Origin of the sequence: Pseudomonas sp. ACN5 (assembly GCF_002303975.1) — a bacterium.
Taxonomy (GTDB): Bacteria; Pseudomonadota; Gammaproteobacteria; order Pseudomonadales; family Pseudomonadaceae; genus Aquipseudomonas; species Aquipseudomonas laurylsulfatiphila.
Genome location: NZ_MRCP01000006.1, coordinates 104,887 through 124,022, shown reverse-complemented (window position 1 = coordinate 124,022; position 19,136 = coordinate 104,887). Strand labels below are relative to the sequence as shown.

Genomic DNA, 19,136 nt, shown 5'->3' with positions numbered 1-19,136 from the left:
GAAAGATCAAAAGATCGCAGCCTTCGGCAGCGCCTGCAGGGGGCTCTTGTAGGAGCTGCCGAAGGCTGCGATCTTTTGAGGTACGATACCCATCATCTTTTCCAGTCCCGTTTTCGGAGTTGCCCATGAGCGCCGTCAATCGCGCAGCGGTGGAAGCCGTCCTTCGCCAATACACCGACCCTTACCTGAACCAGGACCCGGTCAGCGCCGGGTGCGTGCGCAACATCGACATCCAGGGTGACCGCGTCAGCGTCCAGCTCGAATTGGGTTACGCCGCCGGTCTGTTCAAGAGCGGCTGGGCGCAGATGCTGGAAATGGCCATTCAAGGTCTGGATGGCGTGTCGAGTGCCAAAGTCGATATCACCAGCGTGATTGCCGCGCACAAGGCCCAGGCGCAGATCCCGGGGCTGGCCAACGTCAAGAACGTGGTGGCCGTGGCGTCCGGCAAGGGTGGCGTGGGCAAATCCACCACCGCGGCCAACCTGGCCCTGGCCCTGGCCCGCGAAGGCGCCAAGGTCGGGATTCTCGATGCGGACATCTACGGTCCGAGCCAGGGCATCATGTTTGGTATCCCGGAGCGCACCCGTCCTGAGGTCAAGGATCAGAAATGGTTCGTTCCGCTCAAGTCCCATGGCGTCGAAGTGATGTCCATGGCCTTCCTCACTGATGACAACACACCGATGGTCTGGCGCGGTCCGATGGTCTCCGGCGCCTTGCTGCAACTGGTGACCCAAACTGCGTGGGGCGACCTGGATTACCTGGTCATCGACATGCCGCCGGGTACCGGTGACATCCAGCTGACCCTGGCGCAGAAAGTGCCGGTGGCCGGTGCAGTCATCGTGACCACTCCGCAGGACCTGGCCTTGCTGGACGCGCGCAAGGGCGTGGAGATGTTCCGCAAGGTCAACATTCCGGTGCTGGGCGTGGTGGAAAACATGGCCGTGCACATCTGCTCCAACTGTGGACATGCCGAGCATCTGTTCGGTGAGGGCGGTGGCGTGAAGCTGGCCAACCAGTATGGCGTCGAGTTGCTGGCCTCGTTGCCGCTGTCGATGGTCATCCGCGAACAGGCCGATGGCGGCAAGCCGACGGTGATCGCCGAGCCTGACAGCCAGATCGCCATGGTTTACCAGGAGCTGGCGCGTCATGTCGGCGCGCGGATCGTATTGCAGGAAGCTTTGACGCCGGCGATGCCGAATATCAGCATCAGCGACGATTGATGATCTGAAATGCTTTCCCGAGTGGGAGCGGACTTGCTCGCGAATGCGGTGTGTCTTCAACAAATGGTTGACTGATCTAACGCCTTCGCGAGCAAGCCCGCTCCCACATTTGTTTTGTGGTGCCTTTAGATCCGCAACCCGCCATCCATCTCCAGAATCCGACCGGTGTAATAGTCGTTCTCGAAGATGTAAGCCGCCGAATGGGCGATTTCCTCAGGTTTGCCCATGCGCTTGAGCGGAATGCCGGCGGTCATTTTTTCCAGCGCTTCAGGCTTCATGCCCAGGGTCATCTCGGTTTCGATGAAGCCCGGTGCAATGCCGGCCACGCGAATGCCGTAGCGCGCCAGTTCCTTGGCCCAGGTCACGGTCGCCGCAGCGACACCGGCCTTGGCCGCCGAGTAGTTGGTCTGGCCGATATTGCCGGCACGGGAAATCGACGAGATATTGATGATCGCGCCGCTGTTGTTCAGCTCGACCATTTTCGCCGCGACTTCACGGGTGCACAGGAACACGCCGGTCAGGTTTACGTCGATGACCGCCTGCCACTGGGCCAGGCTCATCTTGGTCATTTCGCCATCCTTGACCTTGAGCAACAGGCCGTCACGCAGGATCCCGGCATTGTTGATCAGGCCGTGGATCGCGCCGAAATCTTCGGCGACCTGGGCGACCATGTGGGTCACTTGCTCTTCGTTGGCGACGTTGCACAGGTAAGCTCGGGCTTCGACATCCTTGGCCTTGCAGGCCGCGACGGCAGCGTCGAGTTTTTCCTGGTTGAGGTCGACCAGGGCGAGTTTCGCGCCCTTGCCGGCGAAATACTCGGCCATGGAACGACCTAAACCCTGGCAACCGCCAGTGATAATGATTACTTTGTCAGTGAGTTGCATTCGCATGTCCCCCGGTAGCAGGTCTGAGTGGTTTCCTTGTAGAGAGCCTCTCGATCTGCGCCTGACGTGGCCCGGCTACACATGAGAACTGCCCCCGATGGCATGCTGGGACTTTCACCAGCAGCTTGTCCGTTTTTATGACGGATTCTATATAAGGAGTCATAAATTGAGCGTTGAAGCGGCTAAGCATGCACGAGAATTGCTCCTCAAGGAATACCGTGGAGTGCTCTCGACGCACTCCAAGTCAATGCCCGGTTTTCCGTTCGGCTCCGTGGTTCCGTACTGCCTGGACGAGCAGGGCCGGCCGCTGATCCTGATCAGCCGCATCGCCCAGCACACCCATAATCTGCAGAAAGATCCGAAATGCTCGCTGTTCGTGGGTGAGCGTGGGGCTGAAGATGTCCAGGCCGTTGGTCGCCTGACCTATCTGGCGCAAGCGCAGCAACTCGAAGACGAAGCCGCCATCGAAGCCGCTTCCGAGCGTTACTACCGCTACTTCCCGGAGTCGCAGGGTTATCACAAGGCCCACGATTTCGATTTCTGGGTGCTCAAGCCGGTGCGCCACCGTTACATCGGCGGTTTTGGCGCGATTCATTGGGTCAACGACCTGACCCTGGCCAACCCGTTCGCCGGCAAGGCCGAAGTGAGCATGGTCGAGCACATGAACGCGGATCACGCCAAGGCCATCGCCCATTACGTCGAGCTTGCCGGGCTGCCGAACAACGTGCCGGCGCAAATGGCCGGTATCGATACCGAAGGCATGCACCTGCGTATCGGCCAGAGCCTGTACTGGTTGCCGTTTCAAGCGCCTTGTAATACGCCGACACAAGTCCGCGAAGCCTTGGTTTCTCTGGCTCACGCTGAACATTGGCCGAAAAATGAAGTGGCCGACGCTTGAATTCACGAAACGGCGACGTCATCTAAGGTGAACTGGCAAGGCATTCTTGCGTTGAGGAACCATTTGATGCGCCCTTTTTTGTTGCTCTTTCTGCTGTTCCCGGTGTTGGAGCTGTTCGTATTCGTCAAGGTGGCAGGGTCCATCGGGTTTTTCCCGGCCCTGCTGCTGATCATTCTCGGCTCGATGTTCGGTGTGTTCGTGTTGCGCATCGCCGGCCTGGCCACGGCCCTGCGTGCCCGTGAAAGCCTGAACCGCGGCGAGTTGCCGGCCCAGACCATGCTCGAAGGCCTGATGCTGGCGTTGGCCGGTGGCCTGCTGATTCTTCCGGGTTTCATCAGCGATGTGATCGGCCTGTTCCTGCTGCTGCCGTTCAGTCGCCGCCTGCTGGCGGGCAAGATGCGCCAGCGCGCCGAAGAGCAGGCCATGCGCCAGCGAGCGTTCGCCGACGACCTGCAGGCACGCGGCGGCCCAGCCCCCCGCGAGCCTTTGGGGCGTGAACCGAATGTGATCGAAGGCGAGTTCGAACACCGCGATACCAAGTAATACGCACATCGACACGGCACCTTCGGGTGCCGTGTTCGTTTGCGGGGCATCGACCTGAAAAATTTTCGCTACCCGCCCTTGTAATAAGCTTATGCGCCCTTATGTAACGGTCACCGCAAGGTTTCTGGCGAACACGCCAGACAGACTTCCGCGGTTCGCTAGACGAACCGCAACCGGCACCGCCGGCCTTTGTTAAACCCGCCGGGACTACACCGGCCGATGAAAACCACAATTAGGAGAGATCGACAATGAAGCTTCGTCCTCTGCATGACCGCGTCGTCATCCGTCGCAGCGAAGAAGAAAAGAAAACCGCTGGCGGTATCGTCCTGCCAGGTTCGGCTGCTGAAAAAGCCAACAGCGGCGAAATCCTCGCTGTAGGCACCGGCCGCGTACTGGAAAGCGGTGAAGTGCGTGCACTGTCCGTGAAAGTGGGCGACAAGGTTGTGTTCGGTCCTTACTCCGGCAGCAACACTGTGAAAGTCGACGGCGAAGACCTGCTGGTAATGAGCGAGAACGAAATCCTCGCTGTTATCGAAGGCTGATTACCCGCTCATTTTCCCGCTACTTCAAAGTATTTAAGGAATATCGATCATGGCTGCTAAAGAAGTTAAATTCGGCGATTCCGCCCGCAAGAAAATGCTCACCGGTGTCAACGTCCTGGCTGACGCAGTAAAAGCGACCCTGGGCCCGAAAGGCCGTAACGTGATCATCGAGAAGAGCTTCGGCGCTCCGACCATCACCAAGGACGGCGTTTCCGTAGCCAAAGAAATCGAACTGGAAGACCGTTTCGAAAACATGGGCGCGCAGCTGGTCAAAGACGTTGCCTCCCGTGCCAACGATGACGCAGGCGACGGCACCACCACCGCTACCGTTCTGGCTCAGTCGATCGTCAACGAAGGCCTGAAAGCCGTCGCTGCCGGCATGAACCCGATGGATCTGAAGCGCGGTATCGACAAAGCGACCATCGCGATCGTCAAAGAGCTCAAAGCCCTGTCCAAGCCATGCGCTGACACCAAGGCTATCGCTCAGGTAGGCACCATCTCCGCCAACTCCGACAACTCCATCGGCGACATCATTGCCGAAGCCATGGAAAAAGTCGGTAAAGAAGGCGTGATCACCGTTGAAGAAGGCTCGGGCCTGGAAAACGAACTGTCGGTTGTTGAAGGCATGCAGTTCGACCGTGGCTACCTGTCCCCGTACTTCGTCAACAAGCCAGAGACCATGGTCGCTGAGCTGGACGGCCCGCTGATCCTGCTGGTCGACAAGAAAATCTCGAACATCCGCGAAATGCTGCCAGTGCTGGAAGCCGTTGCCAAAGCCGGCCGTCCACTGCTGATCGTGGCCGAAGACGTTGAAGGCGAAGCCCTGGCGACTCTGGTTGTGAACAACATGCGTGGCATCGTCAAAGTCGCAGCCGTCAAGGCTCCAGGCTTCGGTGACCGTCGCAAGGCCATGCTGCAGGACATCGCCGTTCTGACCGGCGGTACCGTGATCTCCGAAGAGATCGGCCTGAGCCTGGAAAGCGCAACCCTGGAAAACCTGGGCAGCGCCAAGCGCGTGACCCTGTCCAAGGAAAACACCATCATCGTTGACGGTGCTGGCGTACACGGCGACATCGAAGCACGCATCACTCAGATCCGTGCCCAGGTTGCCGAGACTTCCTCGGACTACGACCGTGAAAAGCTGCAAGAGCGTCTGGCCAAGCTGTCCGGCGGCGTTGCAGTGATCAAGGTTGGCGCTGGTTCCGAAGTTGAAATGAAAGAGAAGAAAGCCCGCGTTGAAGACGCCCTGCACGCTACCCGTGCAGCCGTTGAAGAAGGCGTGGTACCTGGCGGTGGCGTGGCCCTGATCCGTGCCCTGGAAGCTATCCTGAACCTGAAAGGCGACAACGCTGACCAGGACGTAGGTATCGCTGTACTGCGTCGTGCCATTGAAGCACCGCTGCGTCAGATCGCTGCCAACAGCGGTGACGAGCCAAGCGTTGTGGTCAACGAAGTCAAGAACGGCAAAGGTAACTTCGGTTACAACGCTGCGACTGGCGAATACGGCGACATGATCGAAATGGGTATCCTGGACCCAACCAAGGTAACCCGTTCCGCTCTGCAAGCTGCATCGTCGATCGGCGGTCTGATCCTGACCACCGAAGCCGCTGTTGCTGAAGCACCGAAGAAAGACGGCGGTGCTGGCGGCGGTATGCCAGACATGGGCGGTATGGGCGGCATGGGCGGCATGATGTAAGCCAGCCTTACCCCTGTACGAAAAACCCCGCCTGCGAAAGCAGGCGGGGTTTTTTATTGCCGGGAATTTGAAAGGCGCCTCGGTCTAGTGTGGGAGCGGGCTTGCTCGCGAAAGCGATGTGTCAGACAACATGTTTGTTGAATGTTGAACCGCTTTCGCGAGCAAGCCCGCTCCCACATTTTTGATCTGTGTTTCAGGCACTCACCGGTTGTACTTTGGCAACAGCGTCGGCTCGGGAAGCAGGCCGATAAAGAATCCAGTAATACGACCCCAGGCAAATCAGCCAGCAGAACACCGCCGTCCACAGGTTGTGCGAGAAGAAGTGCGCCCCCTGCATCATCCGGCCGATGGAAAACACCGAACCCAGGGCAAATGCGAAGACAAATGCCGCACGGGCCATGCGCGGGCGGCGGTCACGCAGCACGAAGAACAACGCAAACAGGGTGAAACCGGTCGCAGCATGGCCACCGGGCCAGCAACGTCCAGGCTTATCGGTATGCGGGCGAGGGCTCAACAGTTCGCTGTACGTCTCATGGCCGCCGAACTGCTCCAGGCTCCATGGGCATTGCACCGCCGTCACTGCTTTCATTGGCGTAACAAACGACGTCGCCAGCCCCAGCGAGAGCACCAGGCAACCCAGCTCGCGCTTGAGCGGTTTGAGCCTGGCCATGAAGAACGAGGCGATGAAGCCGAGGATGGCAAACACCGAGAAGGCGATGACTATTTGCTTGGCGCGATCGTGCAGGATGTCCTCGAGGAAGTAACTGTGGCGTCCGATGAATTCCCCGGCGACCGGGTCGTAAAACAGCCTGGCCAGGTCCATGTCCAGACTGGTCAATTCGAGCAACACCAGAATGATCGCGGCAACGGCAGGGACTCCAAGGCACACCCAGAAATTGAGCGGACGAGGAGCGGGGCGGGCTAGGGTCGAAACCATGCGAGTTCCTTGGTCGGTAAAGTGTTCTGAAAGGCGCAGCCGCGCAGAGTTTGAACTCGATTATGTCGTCAACGTGTGAGTCGATAGTGAAAAAGTCGTCAATGCCGCAAACGTTTGATTTCAACGGTTACAGCAGCATGCAGTCCTAGCCCTGAGCCACACTTGGCCTTAAGCTGCGCGGGCCATGACGGTCGTTACTGTGGACGGAGAGATGCCCATGCGAATTCTATTGGTTGAAGACAACCGCGATATCCTGGCCAACCTGGCCGATTACCTGGGACTCAAAGGCTATACCGTGGATTGCGCGCAGGATGGTCTGTCTGGCCTGCATCTGGCGGCCACCGAGCATTACGACTTGATCGTGCTCGATATCATGTTGCCCGGCATCGATGGCTATACCTTGTGCAAGCGCCTGCGCGAAGATGCCCGGCGCGAAACGCCGGTGATCATGCTCACGGCCCGCGATCAACTGGACGACCGTTTGCAAGGCTTCAAGTCTGGCGCCGATGATTACCTGATCAAGCCGTTTGCCCTGTCTGAACTGGCGGCGCGTATCGAAGCGGTCATGCGCCGGACCCAGGGCGGCGGGCGGCGGACTCTGCAGGTCGGCGACCTGAGCTATGACCTCGACACCCTGGAAGTCACCCGTGAAGGCCGATTGCTGAAACTCAACCCGGTCGGCCTGAAATTGCTGGCCGTGTTGATGCAGAAAAGCCCGCATGTGTTGCGTCGTGAAATTCTTGAAGAGGCGCTGTGGGGGGACGACTGTCCGGACAGCGACAGCCTGCGCAGTCATGTCCACCAACTGCGCCAGGTGATCGACAAACCGTTCGCCAAGCCGTTGCTGCAAACCGTTCACGGCGTGGGGTATCGCCTGGCCGAGGGGCGTGATGGAGTTTAAGCAGAGCCTTTCCCAACGAATCATCATTGCCTTTGCGCTGATGAGCGCACTGGTGGCGGGTGCCTTTGCCATGGGCATCGTCGCGACGGTGCACCTGGTGGAGGAAAAACTGATTTCGGCAGGCCTGGGCGGTGATTTGCAGCGCCTGTTGCTGATGGACAATGTCACGGACTGGAGGCATCGCCCCGAGCCGGACCAATTGTTCTACTTCAGCAACGGGCCAGGCGATTTCAGGTTGCCCAAGGATTTGCGCCATCTGGAGCCGGGTTTTCACGAAGTCTTCCGTGAAAACCTGTCGTACCACGCCATGGTCGAAATCGTCGACGGCCGACGTTACGTGCTGTTGCAGGACCAGAGCGACTTCGAAGAGCGCGAGCGGGTGCTGTTTGCCGTGGTGCTGGTGGGTTTCGTGCTGAGCCTGGCGCTGGCGGTGTTTCTCGGCTGGGTCCTGGCACGCAAGGTCATGGCACCGGTGGTGCGGCTGGCCCGGCAGGTACGCCATCGCGATCAACTGCTCGGCCTGGCCCCACCTTTGGCCCCGGACTATGCCGCCGACGAAGTGGGCGAATTGGCCGTGGCCTTCGACGCTACCCTCGGGCGCTTGCGTCAGGCCCTGACCCGTGAGCGCTTGTTTACCAGCGACGTCAGCCACGAATTGCGTACGCCCCTGATGATATTGGCCAGTTCCTGCGAGTTGTTGCTGGAAAACCCCGGTCTCGATCAGCGTGGCCGCGCCCAGGTCGAGCGCATCGCCCGGGCCTGTGAAGAAATGCGTGAGCTGGTGCAAACCTTCCTGATGCTGGCCCGTGCCCAGCGCGAAGACGCCGGCATGTCGCCGCAACAGCCACTGGGCCAGGTGGCCGAGGGCCTGGTCGGTCTGTGGCGCGGACCCATTGAAAGCAAAGGGTTGAAGCTGATCTTCGAACCGGGCAGCCCTGAGGCCAGGAGTTACAACGCGACGCTCCTGCACGCGGTGATGGGTAACTTGCTGCGCAACGCCTTGCATTACACCGAACGGGGCTTCATTCGCCTGAGCCTGACGGGCACGGGATTTCTGGTCGAAGACAGCGGAGTGGGCATTCCCGAGGAAAAGCGCGAGGCGATGTTCGAACCCTTCGTTCGGGGCACTGAAAAACGCGGGGAAGGCTTGGGCCTGGGGCTTTCACTGGTGCAGCGGATCTGTGAAAACCAGGGCTGGAGCGTCAGCCTGACTACGATGGAGCCCAGTGGCTGCCGTTTTCAGGTGGAGCTCTCCCGAACTTGATCTGTTGAGTCCGTCGTCCAGAAAACCCTATCAGTTCAGTAAAGCCTTGTAATAATTCCGGGTTTCCCATAACGATATTTTCACAAATGGATGACCAGTCACCGACACCACAAAATCTAAGGTAGTTGCATCAGAAGTTCAGGAGCCCTGATGATGGACGGCCCGATCAAGCTCGATTTTTCAGAAAAGTACGACGATCAACACGCGCAACGCTATTTGCGCAAACACCAGGAAGGTCTCGGCCGTCGATTGTCTCACTGGCGTGACGAACAACTGGCGCGCAAGGCGCTGGCCTTGGTTGGCGAGCCTGGTCTGGTCCTCGATTTACCTTGTGGTGCAGGGCGTTTCTGGCCCTTGTTGGCGGAAAAATCCAACCGTGTGATCATCGGTGCCGATAACTCGAAGTCCATGCTGAAGGTCGCAACCCAGGCGCAACCGGCCGATGTGGTGAAGCGGGTACAACCCTTGCACACGTCTGCATTCGACATCGCCTTGCCGGACAACGCCGTCGACAGCATTTTTTGCATGCGCTTGCTCCACCACATCGGTGAAGCCGGGCATCGCATGGCTATTTTGCGTGAATTCGAGCGGGTTTCCCGCGACAGCGTGATCCTTTCGCTGTGGGTCGATGGCAACTTCAAGGCCTGGAAACGCAAGCGTTCGGAGAAAACCCGTGGGCAGGAAGGTTACCAAAACCGGTTTGTGTTACCGGCCGCTACTGTAGAGACGGAGTTTGAGCAGGCGGGTTTCCGAATCCAGGAACAACTGGACTTTTTGCCGCTCTATGCCATGTGGCGAGTTTACGTATTACGCAAGAGGTAACAGGATGGCAGTGCAGTGTGCAGCAGAAACGGAAGTCGTTCCCCAGGACCGCTTCGATTACTTCTGGAATCAGCGCGGTGAATGGGTAGAAGAGCCCAACGTCCGTCGCGGCGGGGAAAGCGGCGTTCAACGCCTGATGGGCAGTGATGGTCAACTGCTCTACGTCAAGCGCCAGACCGGGCATATCCATCGTAGCTTGCAGCACCCTTTCGGGCGGCCTACGGTCATGCGCGAGCATGCCGCGCTCACCGGTGTGACCGCGCTTGGCGTACGGGTTCCGGAAATCGTTTTCTGTGGGGCACAGCGCGATCCTGTGCACAAGTGGCGTGCCTTGCTGGTCACCAAGTCGCTGGACGGCTTCGAGGAAATCGATCGCTGGTACGCCGGTGGCGGTCGCGAACGTCATGGTGAAGCCATACACGAACGAGTGCTCAAGGACCTGGCTGAAAACCTGGCTCGCATGCACAAGGGCCGCTGGCAGCACGGTTGCCTTTACGACAAGCACGTATTCGTTCGCGTGACCGGTGAGGGCGAGACGGCCAAGGTCGAAGTGGCCCTGATCGATCTGGAGAAATGCCGACAGCGTTTGACGGCCCATCGCGCAGCTGTCCATGACTTGAAGCAATTGCGTCGCCACTCGTCGTTCAGCGACGCAGACTGGAAAAAGCTCGTCTATTTTTATGAGACGGCGTTTGGCAGCGCTATCAAGGGTTTATAGCGATGAAACTCGAAATTGCACGAGGTTTGTTTCTGGTAGGAGCCTTGGCAGTTGCATCGATCGCGATGGCAACCTGGGAGCAACCACGCCCCCAGGTTCTCAGCTCGATAAACGCAGAAGAACATTGTCCGTTGCCGCGGGTTGCGAAGGCATCCGTGGCCACTCGACCTGATCATGATCTATTGCTTTTCATGTTCGGACTTTCTCAGGGACTGAGGCCGCAAAGTTGAACCGATTGAAGCCAAAATGAAAAGGCCTCGCACCAACGAGGCCTTTTTTTTTTGCCCGGATTTTCAACCTGCACGATTCAATGTGGGAGCGGGCTTGCTCGCGAAAGCGGCTCAACATTCAACAACGATGTTGTCTGACACACCGCTTTCGCGAGCAAGCCCGCTCCCACAGGTTTTTCTGCGTCAGGGTTTATCCGGCTTGGCCAGCATCGTGTAGATGCAAGGCAACACAAACAGGGTGAACAACGTGCCGATCGACATGCCGGTCGCGATGACCGTACCGATGTCGAACCGGCTGACCGCGCCAGCACCGGTGGCGATGATCAATGGCACCATGCCAAACACCATCGCCGCGGTGGTCATCAACACCGGACGCAGGCGGATGGCCGCCGCTTCCTCCACCGCTTCCCGTGCCGTCAGGCCCTTGTCCTTGCGTAGCTGGTTGGCGAACTCGACGATCAGAATGCCGTGCTTGCTGATCAGCCCGATCAGCGTCACCAGCCCGACCTGGGTGTAGATGTTCATGCTCGACCACCCCAGGAACAGCGGAATCAACGCGCCGCAGATGGACAGGGGCACGGTGACCAGGATTACCAGCGGGTCGCGGAAGCTTTCGAACTGCGCCGCCAACACCAGGAAAATGATCGCCAGTGCCAAGGCAAAGGTGACCCACAGGGCACTGCCTTCCTGAACATACTGCCTCGACGCACCGGCGTAGTCGAAGGCAAAACCGACCGGTGCCTCTTCCCGGGCGATCTGGCGCACGAGGTCGATGGCTTCCCCCATGCTCACCAGTGGCACGCCGGACAGAATGGCGGAGTTGAGTTGCTGGAACTGGTTCAACTGGCGCGGTCGGGCACGGTCGGTGACGGTGATCAGGGTCGACAACGCCAACAGCTCGCCCTGGGTGTTTTTCACGTAGTAATTGTTCAGCCAGTCCGGATTGTCGCGGAACGTTCGCTCGACCTGGGCAATGACCTTGTAGCTGCGACCTTCGATGGTGAATCGGTTGATCTCGGCTTCGCCCAGCAGGGTCGCCAGGGTTCCCCCCAGATCCTGCATGGAAACCCCCATCTGCGCTGCCTTGGCGCGGTCGATGTCCACCACCACTTCCGGCTTGTCGAAGGCCAGGTCAACGTCGACAAATGCAAACTTGCCGGATTCCATCGCCCGTTTTTTTACCCGGTCGACCACTTGCAGCAGCAGTTCGTAATCGTTGGAGGAGTTGATGACGAACTGGAATGGCAAGCCTTCGCCGGTGCCCGGCAGGGACGGCAGGTTGAAGCCGAAAATCTGCAACCCCGGGATGCTTTCCAGTTTGGCCTGCACCTCGGGCAGGATCGCCATTTGCGTGCGACTGCGCTCGTCCCATGGCTTGAGCAGGAAACCGCCGATGCCCGATTGCACGCCGGTGAAACCGTTGATCTGGAATGACGAGTAGTACTCGGGAAACGACTTGAAGATCGCGACGAACTCGTCGGTGTAAGTGTTCAGGTAGTCGAGGTTGGTCGGTTGCGGGGCGTTGGCAATCATGAAAATGATGCCCTGGTCCTCATCCGGCGCCAGTTCCGATTTGGTGAACTTGAGAAGGACCGGAATCAGGCACAACACGATCACGGCGAACACCAGCACTACCGGGCGGGTGTTGAGGGTGCCGTGAAGCAGGCTCTGGTAGCGGCGCTTGAGGCGTTCGAAGATCATGTCCAGGCGATGGGCCAGGCCACTGGGGTTCTCGTCGTGACGCAGCAGAAACGCACACATCATCGGCGACAGGGTGAGGGCGACGATGCCGGAAATCACCACCGCGCCGGCCAGGGTCAGGGCGAACTCCTTGAACAGCGCCCCGGTCAGGCCGGTCAGGAAACCGATCGGCGCATACACCGCCGCCAGGGTGATGGTCATCGAGATCACCGGCATGGCGATTTCCCGGGCGCCTTCAATGGCGGCATCGAACGGCGTCTTGCCTTCCTCGATGTGGCGATGAATGTTTTCCACCACCACGATGGCGTCGTCCACCACCAGGCCGATGGCCAATACCATCGCCAGCAGGGTGAGCAGGTTGATCGAGTACCCCATCATCTGCATGAAGAACATGACGCCGATCATCGACAGCGGGATGGTCACCACCGGGATCACCACCGAGCGCAGGGCGCCAAGGAACAGGAACACCACCACGATCACGATCAGCACCGCTTCGAACAGCGTTTTCACCACTTCGTCGATCGAGGCCTGGATGAACAGCGTGGCGTCGTAGGCGATTTCACCCTTGAGGTTCGGCGGTAGCTGGGCCTCAAGTTCCGGCATGATCTTGCGCACTTCCTTGATCACATCCAGCGGGTTGGCGGCAGGTGTCGCCTTGATGCCGATGTACACCGAAGGGGTGCCACCGAAGGAGCTGATGGAGTCGTAGTTTTCCGCACCCATTTCCACGCGCGCCACATCCCGCAGCAGCACACGGCTGTCGCCATCGACCTTGAGCGGAATCGCCCCGAAGGCCTCGGCGGACTTGAGTTCGGTATTGGCGTTGATGCTGGTGACCACGTACTCGCCCTTCACCTCGCCGGCGGCCGAGAGGAAGTTGTACTGGCGCACCGCGTTGGTCACATCGCTGGCACTGAGGCCGAAACCCGCGAGCTTCACCGGATCCAGCCACAGGCGCATGGCAAATACCTGGTTGCCGAGGATTTCGGCCTCGGCCATGCCGGGCAAGGTCGCCAGTTTGGGCTGGATCACCCGCGACAGGTAATCGGTAATCTGCGGGTTGCTCAATTCCTTGCTGAAGAAACTCATGTACATCAGCACTGACGCATTGGCAGATTCTTTGCTCAGCACCGGGTCTTCTGCGTCCTGGGGCAGCTGGTTCTTGACCTCGTTGGCCTTGGCCAGCAGTTCGGTAAACAGACGGTCGCTGTTGGAGCCGACGCGCGCGTAGATCGAGATCACCGAAAAGTTCTGGCGACTCACCGAGGTCATGTAGTCGATACCTTCGGCGCTGGCGAGGCTTTGCTGCATCGGTTGGGTAATGTAGCCCTGGATGGTCTCGGCGTTGGCTCCGGGATAGGCGGTGGTCACCGTGATCAGGGCGTTTTCCATTTGTGGATACTGGCGCAGCGGCAGCTTGCTCCAGGCCTGAAAGCCCAGCAGCACAATCAGCAGGCTGACAACGGTTGCGAGAACCGGGCGGCGAATGAACGGATCGGTAAAAGCCATAGGGATTCCTTGATCAGTCCGCGCGAGGCGGGCTGTTCTGCCCGGCCAGGGTCTTGTCGTCGCTGATGGAAATGTGCGCGCCGTTATCCAGTTTGAGCTGGCCGGCGGTCACCACTGTCTCGCCGCTCTGCACGCCTTTGGTGATCATCACTTGCCCATCGCGGCGTTCGCCGGTCTCGACAAAACGCCGTTCGGCGATCAGCACCGGCTGGCCCTTGTCGTCCTTTACCAGGCTGCCATCTTCGGCCTTCTTTGGTACGGCCACATACACCGAGTTGCCGTAGAGCGTGTAGGTAATCGCGCTTTCCGGCACCACGATGCGCGGTTGCGGGTCGGGCAGGAGCACCTGGAGGTTGGCGAACATGCCTGGCATCAACTTGCCATCGGGGTTGGCCAGGGTGGCGCGGACCTGCACGTTACGGGTGCTGTTCTCGACTTTCGGGTTGATTGCACTGATGGTGCCCGGGTACTCCTGGTTCGGATATGCCGCGACAATGATCTGCACTGGCTGGCCGAGTGCAATCTTCGGCACCGACTGCTCGGGCACAAAAAAGTCCACATACAGGCTACTGAGGTCTTGCAGGGTGGCGATCATGGTGCCGCTGGCAAGATAGTCGCCAACGTCTACCTGACGAATGCCGATGGTCCCGCTGAAGGGCGCGACGATGCTTTTTTTGCCGAGCGCAGCCTTGAGTTGATTGACCGTGGCCCTGCTCTTTTTCAGCACCGCCGAAAGTCGGTCGAATTCGCCTTTGGAAATGGCCTGGCTGCCGACCAGTTGGCTACCGCGACCGTAATCGAGCTGGGCCAGCCCGAGGTCGGCCAGAGCCGTTTCCAGCAGGGCGCTTTCAACGGCGCTGTCCAGGCGCAGGAGTGGTTGACCGGCCTTGACCTTTTGCCCTGACTCGAACTGCAAATCGATGACGGTGCCATCGGTCTCCAGGCTCAGGTCCACGCCCTGCAATGCCTTGAGCGTGCCAACGGTAGGCAGGCGGGCTTGCCACGGACGCTCGGTGGCGGTGGCCACGGCAACGCTGATGGCCGGTTTAGGCGCAGAGAAGCCTTGAACCATGGTGTAGATCGAGAAGGCTTTGTAGGCGGCCAGGACCAGCACAATCAGTAGAACCACACCCAACATGATCAGCATGCGGCGACGCAGCATATTCCAGTTCCTTGGAGAAAATCAGGTGAGACAGCAGGGCACATTACCGGGAGTCTAGAGGTAATCCAACTGCCGTTTTTACAGGTTGTGAGGTATTAGAGGGGGGAAAGCCTGAAAAGATTCGCCGTCTCGGGTCGCACCTGCGGGGGGGACGTCATCCCGATGCCGGCGCGGCCCAAGGCGGCGATCTTTTCAATGATTCAGGCCATCAGATGCAGATGGTTGTCCCAGAGCCCTGCGGGTAGCTCCAGCGGTTTGGCGACCAGGTTTGTCTGGCGGCAGTCGTAGTAACGGCAGCGCCCCTGGCCCGAGGTCACGACAAAACCATCGGCCACGGCGCCGACCCCGGCGCAATCGGGCAGGGGGGCATCCAGGCGTACTTCACCGCTGTCCAGGTCCCAGATGAAAAAACGATTGCCCCGCGGCGCAGTCAACGCCACCAGGCGCAAGTCGTTGTGCACCGCGACGCTGGCGGTGTAGTGCCCCATGGCCTGCAACTGGTGCTCGGGCACCGGGAACGCCACGAAGGGCTGGCCGGGCCGCTTGATCGCCAACAGCTCCGACGACTCGTGGGCCGCGCCCATGAACTGTTGGCTGGCGACGATGGTGCCGTCGCTGGCGATGGCCAGATGGCGCACGCTGTTCATCTGCTGGGCGAGGGTTTCCTTGCTCAGCAGGGTGCCGTCACGTTGCATCAGGACCAGGCTCGGTTCCATGGCGTTGAGGTTCATCTCCACCCGGCTTTCGGCCTCGGTGCGAATCCCGCCGTTGGCCACCACCAGGGTTTCGCCATCGGGCATCCACGACACCTGGTGCGGACCCAGGCCGTGGGTGGAAATCTCGCCGCTGTGCACCAGCCTTTCGCCTTCGAACTGATACACGCCGAGCAGGCCGCGGCCCGGGTCGGTGGTGTCATTTTCGGTGGCGTACAGCCAGTCGCCGCTGTGGTGAATGACCGCGTGTCCGTAGAAGTGCCGGTTTGGCTGCGACACCACGGTTTGCAGGAGGGCGCCGTCGCGCAGGTCGATCAGGTAGCTCTCGGTACCCGGACGGCGGGCGACGAACAGCGCCATCGGCTGTGTCGGGTGGTTGATGATGTCGTGGCAACGCTGGCCGACCCGGGTGGCGAACACCTGGGTACCATCGAGCCGATAACCGACGGCGTAATGCTGGCCATCGGTATCGTCCCGTGCCGAAAGCAACAACGGACTCTTGTCCTTTTGCTTGAACAGCTTCCAGCCGCCCAGCGTCACCGCACCCAGCAGCAAACTCCCTAATGTCAGAACCTGGCGTCGCAGCATGGAACTGGCCCTCATCAGTCACCGTCGTTGGCGTTGAAGCCCAGCTGGATGCCCAATGCCTTGGCCAGATCGGCCTCGTGCAGGCGATGGACGACGTTGAGGCTGTCATACAGCTCGTTGAGTTGCTGGCGGCCGGCCTCGTCATTGAGCATGTCAGTCAGCGAGCGCTGGTTGCCGGCAAACAGTTTCAGCGAGGCGGCATAGGCGGCATCGATCTTGTCGGCCAACGGCTTCTGCTCGCTTGGCAACAGTCCGCGCAGGCCTTTGTTATCCACACCTTCCCAGACCGTTTTGGCGGCCGCGAGGCTGGCTTCGAGGCTGGTCAGGGACGACTGGCTGCGCCAGGCATCGGCCTGGAACGGTTGTGGCACGCCCTTGCTCTGGCGACCCATCGGCGTGCCGAGTTTTTTCTTCAGGGTGTCGATGGCGGTGACTTGAACCCGCAGCAGATCGGCAATTGCTTCGTGGGAGTCGGCGTAACGCTGGTTGGGGAATTTGCTCATCTGCGCGAGCATGCCGTCGGTGTTGTTCCAGGTTTGCAGAATCTCTTCGGCCAACTGTTTCTGGCGTTCGCCGATGGCGATCAGCAGTGGGCAGTATTTGCTCTTCTGCTCTACGTTGGCCACGTCAGGCTTGCTGTCGAACAGAATGTATTCGTAGGCCGAGAGGCCCTGCACCACGACACTGGACTTGGCCAGCGCTGCAACATCGATCTGCGGCTGGGCGCTGACCAGTTGCTCGACCTGACGGCCGACCAGGTTTTTCTTGTCCGGCCAGAACTGCACTTGCCACGAACGGTTGCCTTCGGCCAACGGCCCGATCAGCAGCGGTTGCAGCTCGGCCCAGGCTTTTTGCGCATGCAGGAAGTCGGCACGGGCGGTTTCCAGGGTTTCCTTGCCTTCGCAGTAGGCGAGGGCGCTGACTGCCAATTGACGGTCGGCTTCAACCCAGCGGGTGTAGGTCGGCAGGATCACCGACTTGGCGATGGCCGCCGACGTGACCGCTTGCGGATCCTGGGGCGAGCAGGCGCCCAGGGCGAGGGCGGCAAGGCTGGTGAACAATAGTTTGGGACGGAACATGTCGGGCTCCCGCGAGTGGAATGCGTGTTAAAGGGAATTCAGGAACGCCAGCAACGCGGCGCGCTGCTCGGCATTGAAAGACAAAACCTGTTGCTGCGCCGCTGTCGCCTCGCCGCCATGCCAGAGCACGGCTTCGAGCAGGTTGCGGGCGCGGCCGTCGTGCAGGAACTGGGTGTGGCCGCTGACCGCCTGTGTCAGGCCGATGCCCCACAACGGCGGGGTGCGCCATTCGCGGCCACTGGCCTGGAATTCGCTACGGTTGTCGGCCAGGCCGTCGCCCATGTCATGCAGCAGCAGATCGCTGTAGGGCCGAATCACTTGATTGGCCAGCTCAGGTTCGGCGGCGTTGGCGACGGTGGTGTATTTCGGTGTGTGACAGGACTGGCAACCGGCCTGATAGAACAGGGTTTTGCCGGCCAGCACTTCAGGTGCGTTGACGTTACGACGGGCCGGTACGGCGAGGTTACGGCTGTAGAACAGCACCAGGCGCAGGATGTTATCGCTGACTTCCGGCTCGCCATCGGGGCCGTTGCCACTCGGTGCCTGTTTGCAGGCGGTTTGCGCGTCCGTGCAGTCATCAAAGGGCCGCAGGCTGGTCGTGAGGCCCATATCGCCCGAAAACGCGTGAACATTTTGCTGATTGAGGTTCGGTTGTCCGGCTTTCCAGCCAAATCGTCCAAGCACAGTCTTTTGCCCAGCGTCATCCCAGACCCGGTTCGGTCGTCCGCTGATGCCGTTGTTCGCCTTGGCCTGTGCCTCGGCGTTGGCCAGGATCGCCTCGTCAGGGATCGCCTCGAGCAGGCCCAGGCCAATCATCGGCGGCGCTACGCGCGCCGAGAAACGGGTATCGGGATGCATCGGGCCGTAGCCCAGTTGGGTGATGTTCAGGCTCGGTTTGCGCAGCTCGACTTCGGTGCCGTCCTTGAAGCGAACCGGCACGGCGGTGTAATCGACCCGCACTTTGCCTTCGGGGGCCACGCCGGGTACGGCCATGTCCTGGAACTGACCGCCGTAGATGGGCTCCGGCACCACGCCGAGTTGTTCGATGACCTTGGCATGCGCGGGGGCGTCGGGAATCGACAGGCGTACCAGCATCGACACGGCGTTCACATCGTCCGCAGTCGGCGGATGGCCGCGGCCGTCCTTGATGTGACAGCCCTGGCAGGCATTGGTGTTGAACAACGGGCCGAGGCCATCGCGCGCGGTCGTCGTCGAAGGGGCGATCACCCAAGGGCTGCGGAAGAAGCTGTTGCCGACGCTGAAATCCACACGCCGGGACGGCGGCAGGTTCGCCGAGGGCATGGAAAACGCGTTCTGATCGGTCTTGCGCACCGTCGCACTGCCGCCGGAGCGAGCTTCGCCGGGTTCTGCCTGGGTGAATTTCGGGGCGTCATCGCAGGCACTCAGGCCCAGGGCCAGAAACAGTGCGGACAAGCGAAGAGGCAGCGAGGGCATCAGGGATCCTGCAAGACGAGCAAAACAAGGGCGCAAAGTCTAACAGGGGATGGGAATTTGAATAAGAGGAATTATCGTTTGCTTGATGTGGGGCAGGTTATTTGTCTTACCCATAACCCCCTGTGGGAGCGGGCTTGCTCGCGAAGGCGGGGTGTCAGTCCCCATGGAGGTTGCCTGACACGACGCTTTCGCGAGCAAGCTCGCTCCCACAATGGGATGTGTGTAGCAGATATGAAAAAGGCGACCCGAAGGTCGCCTTTTTCATTCAGCCAGC

The 19,136-nt window shown here is 60.0% G+C and carries 17 protein-coding genes; 10 read left to right on the top strand and 7 right to left on the bottom strand.

Translation table 11 applies throughout. The features are described 5' to 3' along the window. Positions 1 to 125: 125 nt before the first annotated feature. A complete protein-coding gene (gene apbC / locus BSF40_RS13230) occupies positions 126 to 1,220 on the top strand; it encodes an iron-sulfur cluster carrier protein ApbC (protein WP_015096679.1) in 1,095 nt (364 codons plus the stop codon). Positions 1,221 to 1,345: 125 nt separating this feature from the next. Here apbC and BSF40_RS13225 read toward each other — a convergent pair whose 3' ends face one another. Next, positions 1,346 to 2,104, bottom strand: coding sequence for an SDR family oxidoreductase (locus tag BSF40_RS13225; protein ID WP_095965458.1), 759 nt, complete (start codon positions 2,102 to 2,104; stop codon positions 1,346 to 1,348). Between the two features lie 166 nt (positions 2,105 to 2,270). On the opposite strand from BSF40_RS13225, the gene BSF40_RS13220 reads away from it, so the two are divergent. From BSF40_RS13220 to groL, 4 genes are all read left to right on the top strand, one after another. Then, on the top strand, positions 2,271 to 3,002 hold the full coding sequence (locus BSF40_RS13220) for a HugZ family protein (RefSeq protein ID WP_095965457.1): 732 nt from the start codon (positions 2,271 to 2,273) through the stop codon (positions 3,000 to 3,002). A 66-nt stretch (positions 3,003 to 3,068) separates the two neighbouring features. Further along, entirely contained in the window at positions 3,069 to 3,545 is a 477-nt protein-coding gene (locus BSF40_RS13215; protein ID WP_015096676.1) for an FxsA family protein, read from the top strand. 248 nt (positions 3,546 to 3,793) lie between these two features. Then, complete coding sequence (locus BSF40_RS13210) at positions 3,794 to 4,087, top strand: co-chaperone GroES (protein WP_007978564.1); 294 nt, start codon at positions 3,794 to 3,796, stop codon at positions 4,085 to 4,087. Positions 4,088 to 4,136: 49 nt separating this feature from the next. After that, on the top strand, positions 4,137 to 5,783 hold the full coding sequence (gene groL, locus BSF40_RS13205; RefSeq protein WP_015096675.1) for a chaperonin GroEL: 1,647 nt from the start codon (positions 4,137 to 4,139) through the stop codon (positions 5,781 to 5,783). 193 nt (positions 5,784 to 5,976) lie between these two features. Here the strand turns inward: groL and BSF40_RS13200 are convergent, their stop codons facing one another. Next, the gene (locus tag BSF40_RS13200) at positions 5,977 to 6,720 is read right to left on the bottom strand and encodes a phosphatase PAP2 family protein (RefSeq protein WP_095965456.1); all 744 of its coding nucleotides are present in this window, start codon (positions 6,718 to 6,720) and stop codon (positions 5,977 to 5,979) included. Between the two features lie 217 nt (positions 6,721 to 6,937). Between BSF40_RS13200 and colR the strand changes: the two genes are divergently transcribed. The 5 genes from colR to BSF40_RS13175 all read left to right on the top strand — a co-directional run bounded on the left by colR (position 6,938) and on the right by BSF40_RS13175 (position 10,655). After that, positions 6,938 to 7,621, top strand: coding sequence for a two-component system response regulator ColR (colR, locus tag BSF40_RS13195; RefSeq protein ID WP_007985839.1), 684 nt, complete (start codon positions 6,938 to 6,940; stop codon positions 7,619 to 7,621). Continuing rightward, the gene (locus BSF40_RS13190) at positions 7,611 to 8,885 is read left to right on the top strand and encodes a HAMP domain-containing sensor histidine kinase (protein WP_015096673.1); all 1,275 of its coding nucleotides are present in this window, start codon (positions 7,611 to 7,613) and stop codon (positions 8,883 to 8,885) included. The genes colR and BSF40_RS13190 overlap by 11 nt, the downstream gene beginning before the upstream one ends. A 153-nt stretch (positions 8,886 to 9,038) precedes the next feature. Beyond that, complete coding sequence (locus tag BSF40_RS13185) at positions 9,039 to 9,707, top strand: class I SAM-dependent methyltransferase (RefSeq protein ID WP_095965455.1); 669 nt, start codon at positions 9,039 to 9,041, stop codon at positions 9,705 to 9,707. 4 nt (positions 9,708 to 9,711) lie between these two features. Continuing rightward, complete coding sequence (locus tag BSF40_RS13180) at positions 9,712 to 10,425, top strand: lipopolysaccharide kinase InaA family protein (RefSeq protein WP_095965454.1); 714 nt, start codon at positions 9,712 to 9,714, stop codon at positions 10,423 to 10,425. Positions 10,426 to 10,427: 2 nt separating this feature from the next. After that, positions 10,428 to 10,655, top strand: coding sequence for a hypothetical protein (locus BSF40_RS13175; RefSeq protein WP_080925402.1), 228 nt, complete (start codon positions 10,428 to 10,430; stop codon positions 10,653 to 10,655). Between the two features lie 183 nt (positions 10,656 to 10,838). Here BSF40_RS13175 and BSF40_RS13170 read toward each other — a convergent pair whose 3' ends face one another. The 5 genes from BSF40_RS13170 to BSF40_RS13150 form a co-directional block, all read right to left on the bottom strand. Continuing rightward, positions 10,839 to 13,865, bottom strand: coding sequence for a multidrug efflux RND transporter permease subunit (locus BSF40_RS13170; RefSeq protein ID WP_095965453.1), 3,027 nt, complete (start codon positions 13,863 to 13,865; stop codon positions 10,839 to 10,841). Positions 13,866 to 13,878: 13 nt separating this feature from the next. Further along, complete coding sequence (locus tag BSF40_RS13165) at positions 13,879 to 15,027, bottom strand: efflux RND transporter periplasmic adaptor subunit (protein WP_095965452.1); 1,149 nt, start codon at positions 15,025 to 15,027, stop codon at positions 13,879 to 13,881. A gap of 200 nt (positions 15,028 to 15,227) precedes the next feature. Beyond that, the gene (locus BSF40_RS13160) at positions 15,228 to 16,328 is read right to left on the bottom strand and encodes a DUF1513 domain-containing protein (RefSeq protein WP_095965451.1); all 1,101 of its coding nucleotides are present in this window, start codon (positions 16,326 to 16,328) and stop codon (positions 15,228 to 15,230) included. A gap of 14 nt (positions 16,329 to 16,342) precedes the next feature. After that, positions 16,343 to 17,407, bottom strand: a complete 1,065-nt coding sequence (locus BSF40_RS13155; RefSeq protein ID WP_095965450.1) for an imelysin family protein — start codon at positions 17,405 to 17,407, stop codon at positions 16,343 to 16,345. A 27-nt stretch (positions 17,408 to 17,434) separates the two neighbouring features. Continuing rightward, on the bottom strand, positions 17,435 to 18,862 hold the full coding sequence (locus BSF40_RS13150) for a di-heme oxidoredictase family protein (protein ID WP_095965449.1): 1,428 nt from the start codon (positions 18,860 to 18,862) through the stop codon (positions 17,435 to 17,437). Between the last annotated feature and the right edge of the window lie 274 nt (positions 18,863 to 19,136).

Coding starts and splice junctions, on each gene's coding strand:
- BSF40_RS13175 (WP_080925402.1), top strand. CDS start 10,428: ATGAAACTCGAAATTGCACGAGGTTTGTTTCTGGTAGGAGCCTTGGCA.
- BSF40_RS13165 (WP_095965452.1), bottom strand. CDS start 15,027: ATGCTGCGTCGCCGCATGCTGATCATGTTGGGTGTGGTTCTACTGATT.
- BSF40_RS13160 (WP_095965451.1), bottom strand. CDS start 16,328: ATGCTGCGACGCCAGGTTCTGACATTAGGGAGTTTGCTGCTGGGTGCG.
- BSF40_RS13225 (WP_095965458.1), bottom strand. CDS start 2,104: ATGCAACTCACTGACAAAGTAATCATTATCACTGGCGGTTGCCAGGGT.
- BSF40_RS13200 (WP_095965456.1), bottom strand. CDS start 6,720: ATGGTTTCGACCCTAGCCCGCCCCGCTCCTCGTCCGCTCAATTTCTGG.
- BSF40_RS13215 (WP_015096676.1), top strand. CDS start 3,069: ATGCGCCCTTTTTTGTTGCTCTTTCTGCTGTTCCCGGTGTTGGAGCTG.
- groL (WP_015096675.1), top strand. CDS start 4,137: ATGGCTGCTAAAGAAGTTAAATTCGGCGATTCCGCCCGCAAGAAAATG.
- BSF40_RS13185 (WP_095965455.1), top strand. CDS start 9,039: ATGGACGGCCCGATCAAGCTCGATTTTTCAGAAAAGTACGACGATCAA.
- BSF40_RS13170 (WP_095965453.1), bottom strand. CDS start 13,865: ATGGCTTTTACCGATCCGTTCATTCGCCGCCCGGTTCTCGCAACCGTT.
- BSF40_RS13190 (WP_015096673.1), top strand. CDS start 7,611: ATGGAGTTTAAGCAGAGCCTTTCCCAACGAATCATCATTGCCTTTGCG.
- apbC (WP_015096679.1), top strand. CDS start 126: ATGAGCGCCGTCAATCGCGCAGCGGTGGAAGCCGTCCTTCGCCAATAC.
- colR (WP_007985839.1), top strand. CDS start 6,938: ATGCGAATTCTATTGGTTGAAGACAACCGCGATATCCTGGCCAACCTG.
- BSF40_RS13150 (WP_095965449.1), bottom strand. CDS start 18,862: ATGCCCTCGCTGCCTCTTCGCTTGTCCGCACTGTTTCTGGCCCTGGGC.
- BSF40_RS13180 (WP_095965454.1), top strand. CDS start 9,712: ATGGCAGTGCAGTGTGCAGCAGAAACGGAAGTCGTTCCCCAGGACCGC.
- BSF40_RS13210 (WP_007978564.1), top strand. CDS start 3,794: ATGAAGCTTCGTCCTCTGCATGACCGCGTCGTCATCCGTCGCAGCGAA.
- BSF40_RS13155 (WP_095965450.1), bottom strand. CDS start 17,407: ATGTTCCGTCCCAAACTATTGTTCACCAGCCTTGCCGCCCTCGCCCTG.